13 protein-coding genes are annotated in these 11,334 nt (G+C 65.2%); 3 read left to right on the top strand and 10 right to left on the bottom strand.

Features of this window, described 5'->3' with window-relative positions; all coding sequences use genetic code 11:
* The first annotated feature begins 45 nt into the window (after positions 1-45).
* Positions 46-666, top strand: a complete 621-nt coding sequence (gene rpsD, locus DT069_RS08945; RefSeq protein WP_119459953.1) for a 30S ribosomal protein S4 — start codon at positions 46-48, stop codon at positions 664-666.
* Positions 667-826: 160 nt separating this feature from the next.
* Here the strand turns inward: rpsD and DT069_RS08940 are convergent, their stop codons facing one another.
* Together DT069_RS08940 and DT069_RS08935 are read right to left on the bottom strand one after the other, a co-directional pair.
* A complete protein-coding gene (locus DT069_RS08940) occupies positions 827-2,167 on the bottom strand; it encodes a PQQ-dependent sugar dehydrogenase (protein ID WP_425450113.1) in 1,341 nt (446 codons plus the stop codon).
* Positions 2,164-2,595 (bottom strand): DUF2231 domain-containing protein, encoded by a 432-nt coding sequence (locus DT069_RS08935; protein WP_119459952.1) that lies wholly within the window; start codon positions 2,593-2,595, stop codon positions 2,164-2,166. Before DT069_RS08935 ends, DT069_RS08940 begins: the two co-directional genes overlap by 4 nt.
* A gap of 325 nt (positions 2,596-2,920) precedes the next feature.
* Between DT069_RS08935 and DT069_RS08930 the strand changes: the two genes are divergently transcribed.
* The gene (locus tag DT069_RS08930; RefSeq protein WP_425450112.1) at positions 2,921-3,724 is read left to right on the top strand and encodes a DODA-type extradiol aromatic ring-opening family dioxygenase; all 804 of its coding nucleotides are present in this window, start codon (positions 2,921-2,923) and stop codon (positions 3,722-3,724) included.
* A 78-nt stretch (positions 3,725-3,802) separates the two neighbouring features.
* Here the strand turns inward: DT069_RS08930 and grxD are convergent, their stop codons facing one another.
* The 7 genes from grxD to DT069_RS08895 all read right to left on the bottom strand — a co-directional run bounded on the left by grxD (position 3,803) and on the right by DT069_RS08895 (position 9,384).
* Positions 3,803-4,141: a Grx4 family monothiol glutaredoxin gene (gene grxD / locus DT069_RS08925; RefSeq protein WP_119460131.1), complete on the bottom strand. Its 339-nt coding sequence runs from the start codon at positions 4,139-4,141 to the stop codon at positions 3,803-3,805.
* Positions 4,142-4,209: 68 nt separating this feature from the next.
* Positions 4,210-4,449 carry a BolA/IbaG family iron-sulfur metabolism protein gene (locus DT069_RS08920; protein ID WP_119459951.1) on the bottom strand — a complete coding sequence of 80 codons (240 nt, stop codon included), beginning with the start codon at positions 4,447-4,449 and terminating at the stop codon, positions 4,210-4,212.
* A gap of 25 nt (positions 4,450-4,474) precedes the next feature.
* On the bottom strand, positions 4,475-6,694 hold the full coding sequence (purL, locus tag DT069_RS08915) for a phosphoribosylformylglycinamidine synthase subunit PurL (RefSeq protein ID WP_119459950.1): 2,220 nt from the start codon (positions 6,692-6,694) through the stop codon (positions 4,475-4,477).
* Complete coding sequence (purQ, locus tag DT069_RS08910) at positions 6,691-7,380, bottom strand: phosphoribosylformylglycinamidine synthase subunit PurQ (protein WP_119459949.1); 690 nt, start codon at positions 7,378-7,380, stop codon at positions 6,691-6,693. The genes purL and purQ overlap by 4 nt, the downstream gene beginning before the upstream one ends.
* Positions 7,381-7,428: 48 nt before the next feature.
* Entirely contained in the window at positions 7,429-7,671 is a 243-nt protein-coding gene (gene purS / locus DT069_RS08905; RefSeq protein WP_119459948.1) for a phosphoribosylformylglycinamidine synthase subunit PurS, read from the bottom strand.
* Positions 7,672-7,713: 42 nt separating this feature from the next.
* On the bottom strand, positions 7,714-8,478 hold the full coding sequence (gene purC, locus DT069_RS08900) for a phosphoribosylaminoimidazolesuccinocarboxamide synthase (protein ID WP_119459947.1): 765 nt from the start codon (positions 8,476-8,478) through the stop codon (positions 7,714-7,716).
* A 138-nt stretch (positions 8,479-8,616) separates the two neighbouring features.
* A complete protein-coding gene (locus DT069_RS08895; RefSeq protein WP_119459946.1) occupies positions 8,617-9,384 on the bottom strand; it encodes an NRDE family protein in 768 nt (255 codons plus the stop codon).
* Positions 9,385-9,509: 125 nt separating this feature from the next.
* Between DT069_RS08895 and DT069_RS08890 the strand changes: the two genes are divergently transcribed.
* The gene (locus tag DT069_RS08890) at positions 9,510-9,836 is read left to right on the top strand and encodes a DUF1476 domain-containing protein (RefSeq protein WP_119459945.1); all 327 of its coding nucleotides are present in this window, start codon (positions 9,510-9,512) and stop codon (positions 9,834-9,836) included.
* A 54-nt stretch (positions 9,837-9,890) separates the two neighbouring features.
* Here the strand turns inward: DT069_RS08890 and purB are convergent, their stop codons facing one another.
* Positions 9,891-11,207 (bottom strand): adenylosuccinate lyase, encoded by a 1,317-nt coding sequence (gene purB, locus DT069_RS08885; protein WP_119459944.1) that lies wholly within the window; start codon positions 11,205-11,207, stop codon positions 9,891-9,893.
* Between the last annotated feature and the right edge of the window lie 127 nt (positions 11,208-11,334).

The following is an 11,334-nucleotide window of genomic DNA, read 5'->3' as shown; positions in this document are numbered from 1 at the left end:
CCCGGACCTATCGGGACAAGACAGCAACCGAAAACGGGATCAGGCATGTCGAAAAGACTGGAATCGAAGTACAAGATCAATCGCCGCCTGGGCGTGAACCTCTGGGGCCGGCCGAAGAGCCCCATCAACCGCCGCGAATATGGCCCCGGCCAGCATGGCCAGCGCCGCAAGAAGCCCTCGGATTTCGGCCTGCAGCTCAAGGCCAAGCAGAAGCTGAAGGGCTATTACGGAAATATCGGCGAGCGCCAGTTCCGCCGCCTGTATGAGGAGGCGGTGCGCCGGCGCGGCGATACCGGCGAGAACCTGGTCGGCCTCCTGGAGCGTCGCCTCGACGCGGTAGTCTACCGCTCGAAGTTCGCGACGACCCCGTTCGCCGCGCGTCAGTTCATCAATCACGGCCATATCCGGGTCAATGGCCGGCGGGTCAACATCCCCTCCTTCCAGGTGAAGGATGGCGATGTGATCGAAATCAAAGAGAAGTCCCGCGATCTGGCGATCGTGCTGGAAGCGGCCGCCTCTGCGGAGCGCGATATTCCGGACTATATCGACGTCGATCAGAAGGCGATGAAGGCGATCTTCCTGCGCGCGCCGGCACTCGCCGACGTGCCGTTCCCGGTGCAGATGGAGCCCAGCCTCGTCATCGAGTACTACTCCAAGATGAGCTAAGGCCTCTTCGCCTGAAATGTGGAATTTGACGGCCGGCGGACCTCGTTCGGCGGCCGTCAGCCCCTCAAGCGTTTTGCCGCGCTGGGCGAGTGATTATCCGGGTGTCAAGCGTTGATGCGCAGCCGCATGGCCGCGTACGGCCGCCGCCTGCCTTGCGGCGTCAGCGAATTCGATCGGGCTGGCCTTCGACGGATACCGATGCTGCGGCCTGTTTGGGTTGGTTTCTCGTAATTCTCCAGACTGTGTTCGACAAGTCATCGGCGACGATCAAGGCGCCGCGCGGATCCACCGTCACCCCGACCGGTCGTCCGCGCGTGTTGCCGTCGTCATTCAGGAAGCCGGAAACGAAATCGATCGGGTCGCCGGCGGGACGGCCGTTGCGGAACGGCACGAAGACCACCTTGTAGCCGACTGGGACGCTGCGGTTCCAGCTGCCATGCTCGCCGACAAACACCCCCTCGGCGAAATCCGCGCCCATTGCCGGAATCGAGAAGGCCAGGCCAAGCGCTGCCACATGCGATCCCAGGCTATAGTCCGGGCGGATTGCCGAGGCGACCTTCTGCGGATCCTGCGGTTGCGCGCGTGGGTCGACGTTCTGACCCCAATAGCTGTAGGGCCACCCGTAGAAGCCGCCCTCACGCACTGCAGTCAGGTAATCCGGAACAAGGTTGGGGCCAATTTCGTCCCGTTCGTTCACGGCCGCCCAGAGCTGGCCCGTTCCCGGCTGAATGGCGAGAGCAGTGGGGTTGCGAAGACCGGTTGCGTAACGCTTGTGCGCCCCCGTCTGTGCGTCGATCTGCCACACCATTGCCCGGTCTTCCTCAACGTCCATCCCGCGCTCGGTGATGTTGCTGTTGGATCCGATGCCGACATAGAGAAAGCGGCCATCTGGGCTGGCGGTCATCGCCTTCGTCCAGTGATGATTGATCACCGACGGCAGCTCCGTGACCGTCGTCGGCGGCCCGCTCGCCTCGGTCTGGCCGTCACGATAGTCGAAGCGCACCAGCGAATCCTGGTTGGCGACGTAAATGGCGCCGTTGGCCAGCGCGAGCCCATAGGGCGCGTTGAGATTGTCGGCGAAGATGCCTTGTGCTTCGTAGATGCCGTCGCCATCGCCGTCGCGCAACAGCGTCAGCCGATCACCGCCCTCTACCGAACTCTTGCCGAGACTCTTGATAAAGTTCGCGATGAAGTCCTTGGGGCGGAGCGAAGGCGCGTTGCCGCCCGATCCCTCCGCAACCAGAATGTCGCCATTGGGAAGGACCAGGGTCTGACGCGGGATCCTGAGATCCGTGGCGATAGGTTCGATCGTGTAGCCCTGCGGCACCGTCGGGCGATCGTCGCCCCAATTTGCCGGCCTGGGGACCGTCATGGCGGGCAACAGGCCACGCTGCGGTTCGGGCAGATCCGGGTTGGAGCCATATTGTACCGGGTCGGGGCCGCTGTCGCAGGCGGACAGGGCGAGCACGAGGGCGCCGATCAATAGGGACGAGCGCATCATTCCACCTCTCCGGCACGAAACCCGGAATAACCGATCCAGGATGCAACGAGCGCCAGGAGCGCCACGACAGCCGATAGATAGAGGCCCTCCGGCATGGTCGCCCATGCATCCTTCGCGTGGACGAGGGCGTTGACGAAGCCGAGCACCCACATTGCGAGCAGCACGACAAAATAGAGAGCCGGCCGCCTTTTGCGTGCCGTTCCCCTGCGAAACAGATTGACCAGCGCCCAAAGCAAGGCGAAAGCGCCGACAAACAGTCCGCCGGCGATGAGCCACGACGAGAAATTGGCCCACTGCACATGGAAACTCGACCGGTAGGCGAGATCGCTGAGCAGTGCGCCCAGGAACAGAGGAAACGGAAAGGCGAGAAGGATTGCGTGCAGGGGATGGAGCGGCCTCAAAGGGCCTGGAACGGATATGGCACCCACAGCGTCTCCTCTCGTTCCTGGACCCGGCCGCGTGATCCGCGTCCGGCAAAGACGTCGATAGGTCAACGCATCAGCGGTCGGTAAGTTTCGGAAAGGCGCCGCGGTTGACGAGATTCTTGACGATGTCCTTGTTCACGGCCCTTGCTGTCTTGGTCCGGTAATGATTGCCACGGGTCAGCGTCGATCGGCACCGCTCCACATTTTAAGTGAATGGCTCGCTTCTTGGGCCGGCCTTTCCCGTCTTGGGGTGGTTACGCGGACGTATCTACTTTATGCGGCATCTTCGCCTCCCATCTAATGTCATATCGATGGAGCGGGAGAACGAATGATGACACAGGACAGCGGCAGCTCGGTGGACGTGATGCCGGCGATTTTCGTTTCGCACGGATCGCCGATGCTCGTCTTCGAGGACATTCCGGCCCGCGACTTCCTGGCGCAGCTCGGGCAGGAGTTCGGCCGGCCGCGCGCCGTTCTCTGCATCTCGGCCCATTGGGAGACGGCGGCGCCCATGGTCGGCGGCGCGGCGGCGCCCGAAACCATCCATGATTTCTACGGCTTTCCGGAGGCACTCTATCGCCTGCGCTATCCGGCGCCAGGTGCGCCGGATCTGGCCGCACGCGTCGTCGATCTGCTGGGGGAGGCGGCCGGCCTGGAGGCCTCGATCGATCCGGTGCGCGGCCTCGATCACGGCGCCTGGAACCCTCTGATGCTGATGTTCCCGAAGGCGGATGTCCCGGTTACGCAGCTTTCGATCCAGCCGCCGCTCGGGCCCGACCATCATCTCGCTCTCGGCCGCGCGCTGGCGCCCCTGCGCCAGGAAGGCGTTCTCGTGATGGGAAGCGGCGGGGCGGTCCACAATCTTGCCCAGTTCCGCGTCGACCGCATGAACCCGGCCGACTGGGCGATCGCCTTCGACGACTGGCTCGGTGAGCGGATCTCAGCGGGCGACGAGGCGCGCCTGGTAAACTATCGCCGCATGCAGGCGGGAGCGGCCGAGGCCCATCCGACCGACGAGCACCTCTTGCCGCTGTTCGTGGCGCTCGGCGCCGGCGGCGGCGCGCCCGCCCGCGAGCTGCATCGCAGCTTCGCCCATGGCAGCCTCAGCATGGCCGCCTATGCGTGGGGGTGAAGGAGGAGTGAACCGCAGAGGCACAGAGGAAAATCACTTCTCTGTGTCTCTGTGGTGAATCGGAAGGCAGAAGGGCGGTCAGGCCGCCTCGGTCTGAATTCCGTGGCTCTGCAGGACTTGGCGCAACTCGCCCGATTCGAACATCTCGCGGATGATGTCGCAGCCGCCGACGAACTCGCCCTTGACATAGAGCTGCGGAATGGTCGGCCACTGGCTGAAGTCCTTGATCCCCTGGCGCAGGCTGGGGTCGGTCAGCACGTCGATGCCTTTGAACTTCACCCCCATATGGCTCAGCACTTGGACGACCGCGGCGGAAAACCCGCACTGCGGGAAGACCGGGGTGCCTTTCATATAGAGCACGACGTCGTTGCTCGAGATGTCCTGCTTGATTTGATCGAAAACCGGGTTGCTGATCATCGGGTTCATTCCTTTATCAATTCCGTCCCCAAGGGGGCTAACTATCGGGCTTAACTTCCCCCAGGGGTTTAGCTCTCTTGGGGCACCGCCGTCTGCAGGGCCAGGGCATGGAGCTCGTCGCCCATCTTGCCCCGAAGCGCCTGATAGACCATCTGATGCTGCTGGATTCGCGACTTCCCGGCGAAAGCGGCCGCGGTGACATAAGCCGCGTAATGGTCGCCGTCGCCGCGCAAATCCTCGATGACAACGGTGGCGTCCGGGATACTCTCCTTGATCAGACGCTCGATCTCCGCCGCATCCATCGCCATGGTCTTGCCTCTCTCCCGCGCTTGTTCAGGCTTCCCGCATATATGCGGGAAGCCACTCTTCATGGGTTTTCTTTAGTGTAGCCACGGATATGGTATGGCCCGTCGACAGTGTCAACGTGCCCCCTCCGGTGCTGCCGATGGTCGAGGCCGGCACCCTGGCGGCCTTCGCCATCCGCAGGATCTCGGCCGCCGCGTCCGCCTCGGCCGTGACCAGATAGCGCGCCTGATCCTCGCCGAACAGCCAGCCATGCGGCGCCGCGGCCGCTTCCTCCGGCAGGGCGATCTCGGCCCCGATGCCGCCGGCCATCGCCATCTCGGCCAGCGCGACTAGAAGGCCGCCGTCGGACAAGTCGTGGCAGGTGGTGACGTGGCCGCCCTCGATTAGCCGCCGGACGAAGTCGCCGTTCCGTCGCTCCGCCGCCAGGTCGACGGCCGGCGGCGGCCCGTCCTCACGGCCCTCGATCTCGCGCAGATAGAGCGAGCAGCCGAGATGGCCGTCTCCCGCGCCGATCAGCAGAATCGCCTGTCCCGCGGTCTTGAACGCCAGCGACGCCATCTTGGAGACGTCGGCCAGCAGGCCGACGCCCCCGATCACCGGCGTCGGCAGGATGCCCGTGCCGTTGGTTTCGTTGTAGAGCGAGACGTTTCCCGAGACGACCGGGAACTCGAGCGCCAGACAGGCCTCGCGCATGCCCTCGATGCAGCCGACGAACTGGCCCATGATCTCCGGCCGTTCCGGGTTGCCGAAATTCATGTTGTCGGTGAGGGCGAGCGGCCGTGCGCCGACGGCCGTCAGGTTCCGCCAGGCCTCGGCGACCGCCTGGGCGCCGCCCCGCTTCGGGTCGGCGGCGCAGTAGCGCGGCGTGCAGTCGGTCGTCAGCGCAAGGCCCTTGCGCGTCCCCTCGATGCGCACCACGGCCGCATCGCCGCCCGGGCGCTGCACCGTGTTGGCCATGACGAGATGGTCGTACTGCTCCCAGATCCAGCGCCGGCTGACGAGGTCGGGGCAGCCGATCAGGCGCGCGAGCGTGGCGAGCGGATCGGCAGGCGCCGGTATGGAAGCCGCGTCGAGCGGCGCGCGTGCCGGAGTCGGCTGCCACGGCCGGTCGTAGTTCGGCGCCTCGTCGACGAGTGGCTGCACCGGCAGGTCCGCCACCGTCCCACCGTTCATCGTCAGGACCAGCCGGCCGCTGTCGGTCAGCCGCCCGATCTCGGCGAAGTCCAACTCCCATTTCACGAAGATCGCGCGCGCCGTTTCCATCGCCTCGGGCTTCAGCACCATGAGCATCCGCTCCTGGCTCTCCGACAGCATGATCTCGTAGGGGGTCATGCCGGTCTCGCGCACCGGCACCCGGTCGAGCGCGAGCTCGATGCCGAGATCGCCCTTCGAGCTCATCTCGACGGAGGAGGAGGTGAGGCCGGCGGCACCCATATCCTGGATCGCGACGATCGCGTCGGTGGCCATCAGCTCCAGGCAGGCCTCCAGCAGCAGCTTCTCCGTGAAGGGGTCGCCGACCTGCACGGTCGGCCGCTTCTCCTCGGCGTCGTCGGTGAAGGCGGCCGACGCCATGGTCGCGCCGTGGATCCCGTCGCGCCCGGTCTTGGCGCCGACATAGATCACCGGATTGCCGACGCCGGCCGCCGCCGAATAGAAGATCCGGTCGCGGTCGGCCAGCCCGACGGTCATCGCATTGACCAGTATGTTGCCGTTATAGGAGGGGTCGAAGTTCACCTCACCGCCGACCGTCGGCACGCCCATGCAGTTGCCATAGCCGCCGATGCCGGCGACGACGCCGGCCAGGAGATGACGCGTCTTCGCATCCTCCGGGCTGCCAAAGCGCAGAGCGTTCAGATTGGCGATCGGCCGCGCGCCCATCGTGAAGACGTCGCGCATGATGCCGCCCACCCCGGTCGCCGCGCCCTGATAGGGCTCGATGAAGGACGGGTGGTTGTGGCTCTCCATCTTGAAGACCGCCGCCTGACCGTCGCCGATATCGATGACGCCGGCATTCTCGCCCGGCCCCTGGATGACCTGCCGCCCTTGCGTCGGCAGCGTCTTCAGCCACCGCCGCGAGGACTTGTAGGAGCAGTGCTCGCTCCACATCACGGAAACGATGCCGAGCTCGGTCAAATTTGGCGCTCGGCCCAGGAAGGCGAGGAGCCGATCATATTCCTCGGGCGTCAGCCCATGCTCGGCGACGATTGCCGGCGTGATCGCTGGTTCGGGGTTCATGGATTCGGTCATGAGAGGGCCTCGACCATCCCGGCGAACAGCCCCCGACCATCGGTCGAGCCGAGCAGCCCGTCGACCGCGTTCTCTGGATGCGGCATCAGGCCCAGCACCGTCTTCGTCTCGTTGAACACGCCGGCGATGTTGCGCGCCGACCCGTTCGGGTTGGCCTCCGACCCGAAGACGCCGTCGGCATTGCAATAGCGGAAGGCGATCTGGCCGCGCTCCTCCAGGCGGTCGAGCGTATCGTCGTCGGCGAAATAATTACCGTCATGATGGGCCACGGGGATGCGCAGCACTTGTCCTGTCGCATAGCCGGCGGTGAACAGGCTCTGGCTGGTTTCCACGCGAAGGCCCACCTCCCGGCAGACGAATTTGAGGTTTGCGTTGCGCAGCAGGACGCCGGGCAGCAATCCCGCCTCGGTCAGGATCTGAAAGCCGTTGCAGATGCCGAGCACCGCCACGCCGCGCCTGGCCCGCTCCGCGACCTCGCGCAGCACCGGCGAGTGCGCGGCGATCGCGCCGCAGCGCAGATAGTCGCCATAGGAGAAGCCGCCCGGCACGACGATCAGATCGACCTCTGGCAGGGTCGCGTCGCGGTGCCAGACCATGGTGGGATCGCGCCCCGTCGCGTCGGCGAGGGCGAGCCTCACATCATTGTCGCGATTCGATCCGGGAAAAACGATGACGGCGGATTTCATGGGACGGGTGGACTACTCACTTCCTCGCGATGGAGAGGGGCCGTCTGCTCAGTCGGCGAGATCGACCGCATAGTTCTCGATCACCGTGTTGGCGAGCAGCTTGTCGCACATTGCCTCCACGGTCGCCCGGGCCCGCTCGGGGTCGGTCTCGGCGATGTCGAGCTCGATATATTTCCCCTGGCGGACGTCCTGCACCCCGTCGAAGCCCAACGCCTCCAGCGCATGCGCGATGGCGCGGCCCTGCGGATCGAGAACGCCCGATTTGAGGGTGATGTGAACGCGTGCCTTCAATTCGGAACTCCCTGGGCGAAACGCTTCTTCAATGCACCATGCTCATTGCATCGTGCTGGGGCCCTTCATATCGCGCGGCCCCCCTTCCGGCAGGATGCCGAGCCGTCGGGCGACCTCCTGATAGGCCTCCTCGACATTGCCGAGATCCCGGCGGAACCGATCCTTGTCCAGCTTCTCGTTGGTCTTGATGTCCCACAGGCGGCAGCTGTCCGGGCTGATCTCGTCGGCGAGCACGATCCGCATCTCCTCGCCCTCATAGAGCCGGCCGAACTCCAGCTTGAAATCCACCAGCTTCAGGCCGACACCCAGGAACAGGCCCGACAGGAAGTCGTTGATCCGCAGCGCCAGCGCCATGATGTCGTCGAGGTCCTGCGGCGTCGCCCAGCCGAAGGCCGTGATATGCTCCTCAGACACCATCGGGTCGCCGAGTTCGTCCGACTTGTAGCAATATTCGACGATCGACCGGGGCAGGGCGGTTCCCTCGGCGAGGCCGAACCGCTTGGCCAGCGATCCCGCGGCTACGTTGCGGACCACGACCTCGAGCGGAATGATCTCCACCTCGCGGACAAGCTGCTCGCGCATGTTGAGACGGCGCACGAAATGCGTCGGAATGCCCGCCTCGTTCAGCTTGGTCATCAGATATTCGGAGATCCGGTTGTTCAGGACCCCCTTGCCGGTGATGATGCCGCGCTTCTGATTGTTGAAGGCGGTGGCATCGTCCTTGAAGTACTGAACCAGGGTGCCCGGTTCCGGGCCCTCGAACAGGACCTTGGCCTTACCTTCGTATATGCGGCGGCGTCGGGACATGACAGGCTCCCCCGAGTTCAACGGGTGAAAGAGAACAAAATGGCAACGGATATGCTCAGGAACGGTGATCCTATAGCAGGTGCGTTCGGGTAAAACAACGATGCCGGGGCGGGACGTCGCCCAGACCTTGCCGGCTGCTCAAAGCGGCACGAGTTCGAAAGGCTGCTCGCCCGGCAAACCGGCGCAAAACCGCCAGATAGGCCGTTGCGGACCGGCATCCGGGCCGGGCAGGGCGATCAGCGAGCTCGAGGTGGTGCCGAACCCGGTCTCGGTGACGACCGCCATCGCGCCGGTCGAATCGCCGCCGGCCTCGAACTGTCGGCTGGCGAGCAGTCGCTCCCAGTCGGACCAGGTTCCGTGTCCGGCCTCCGCGTCGGGGTCGGGCGTCTCCGCCGCCTCGAAGAGGGGGAGATAGGTGCGGATCCGGGGGCTTGCCGGATCGTTGCGGTCGCGGGCCGTGACCATCGACAGGCCCGACGGCAGCTCCATCGCCTCGATCCAGCCGGCCTCATAGCCGAGATTCCGCAGCCAATAGGCCTTGCTGTTGTCGGCCAGGACCATGTTGAAGGGGCGATAGGCGCCGGGGTCGATATCCGACAGGGCCGCCGCGGCATCGGCCGCGTCGGAATGGTCCAGCGCTTCCAGCACCAGCTCGCCGCGGCTGCGCCGGCCCGGCTGCGGCCCCAGCGTGTTCATCCGGTTGAGGACGGCGGCGACCATCCCGTCGTCATTGACGCCCAGCCAGCTCCCGCCGGCCAGCTTGTCGAGGCCGGCCACCACATGGCTGCGGTCCGGCCAGTGCCGCGCCGGCGGGGCCCAGGGGCGGTCGATCATCTCGTCCCGATTCGCCCCCAGCAGAATCGGCCAGCGATGCCCGGGCCGGAAAAGGATTACGACGCTACACATCGGCCGAACAGGCAGTGCCTCGCAGCTTTCTGTTCAATTTCCGCTGCCGAACGACTATATGCTTGGCCGGGAATACGATCCCGCCAAGGTCAGGGACCGAGACAGAGATAGGGAGTCGATGCGGCATGGCAACTTTCGATGATCGTCAGAAGAACTTCGAGCAGAAGTACAAGCACGATAGGGAGCTCGAGTTCAAGGTGAACGCCCGCCGCAACAAGCTTCTCGGCCTGTGGGTCGCCGACCAGATCGGCTTGTCCGGCGACGAGAAGGAGGCATACGCTAAATCGGTCGTGATGGCCGACTTCGAGAAACCTGGCGACAGCGACGTCGTGGACAAGGTCCTCGAGGACCTCAAGGCCAAAGGCGTCGAGATGACTGAGCACCGTCTGCGCAAGCATATGGACGAATTGCTTGCCACGGCCAAGCAGCAGGTGATGAGCGAGCTGCAGTAGGCGGCTTTGCCGGCCTCATCCTTCGACAGGCTCAGGATGAGGGAAGAGAAGTCCTCATGGTGAGCCTGTCGAACCATGAGGGCCGAACGCCCGCTGAAAGATCGTATCGACCTGCTTCGTGTGATAGCCGAGGTCGAACAGCGCGGTGAGCTCGTCCGCCGACAGATGACGGGCGACATCCGTATCCTGCTTCAGCAGGTCTAGGAAGTCCGCATTCTCCTGCCAGACGCGCATGGCATTGCGCTGCACCGCCTGATAGGCGTCCTCGCGGCTCATGCCGGCCTGGGTGAGCGCCAGGAGCACCCGCTGTGAATGGACGAGGCCGCCCAGCCGGTCGAGGTTGCGCTGCATCGCCTCGGGATAGACCAGCAGCTTGTCCATCAGCCCGGTGAGCCGCGCCAGCGCGAAATCGAGGGCGATGGTCGCGTCCGGCGCGAACACCCGCTCGACCGAGGAATGCGAGATGTCGCGCTCGTGCCACAACGCGACGTTCTCCAGCGCCGGCGTCACGGCGGCGCGGACGATGCGGGCGAGACCGGTCAGATTCTCCGACAGCACCGGGTTGCGCTTGTGCGGCATCGCCGACGAGCCCTTCTGGCCCGGCGCGAAATACTCCTCCGCCTCGCGCACCTCGGTCCGTTGCAAATGCCGGATCTCGATCGCCAGATTCTCGATCGAGCTGGCGATCACGCCGAGCACCGAGAAGAACATCGCATGCCGGTCGCGCGGAATCACCTGGGTCGAGACCGGCTCCACTGCCAGGCCCATCTTCGCCGCAACATGCTCCTCGACCCGCGGGTCGATGTTGGCGAAGGTGCCGACCGCGCCGGAGATGGCGCAGGTTGCGATCTCGGTCCGCGCGGCGCGCAGCCGGTCGCGTGCGCGGTCGAAGGCGGCGTAGTGCCCGGCCAGCTTCAGGCCGAAGGTCGTCGGCTCGGCATGGATGCCGTGGCTGCGGCCGACGCAGACCGTGGCCTTGTGCTCGAAGGCGCGCCGCTGCAGCACGGCGAGCAGCCCGTCGAGATCGGCGAGGAGCAGGTCGGCTGCCTGCTTGAGCTGAACCGCGAGGCAGGTATCGAGCACGTCGGACGAGGTCATGCCCTGATGGACGAAGCGGGCCGGCTCGCCGACATGCTCGGCCAGGTTGGTCAGGAAGGCGATCACGTCGTGCCGCGTCTCCCGCTCGATCGCATCGATCCGCTCGACCTCGAACCTGCCGCGCTCCCATACCGCCTTGGCGGCTTCGGGCGGAATGACGCCGAGCTGCGCCATCGCATCGCAGGCATGGGCCTCGATCTCGAACCAGATGCGGAACCGGTTCTCCGGTTCCCAGATCGACGTCATCTCGGGACGGCTGTAGCGTGGAATCATGGTGGTCTCATGCGGCAAGGAACTATTGCGCGCAAACGGAGCCGAGACGGGCGGTCCTGTCAACCGTCTTCCGGCTCGATACTCCGTGGCGGGGCTAGCCAGGGGTCCCGCGCGGTGGTTAGAGTGA

Source organism: Virgifigura deserti, assembly GCA_003576685.1.
Taxonomy (GTDB): Bacteria; Pseudomonadota; Alphaproteobacteria; order Dongiales; family Dongiaceae; genus Virgifigura; species Virgifigura deserti.
The sequence above is the reverse complement of the archived record's forward strand: the minus strand, read 5'-3'. Positions and strand labels throughout refer to the sequence as shown.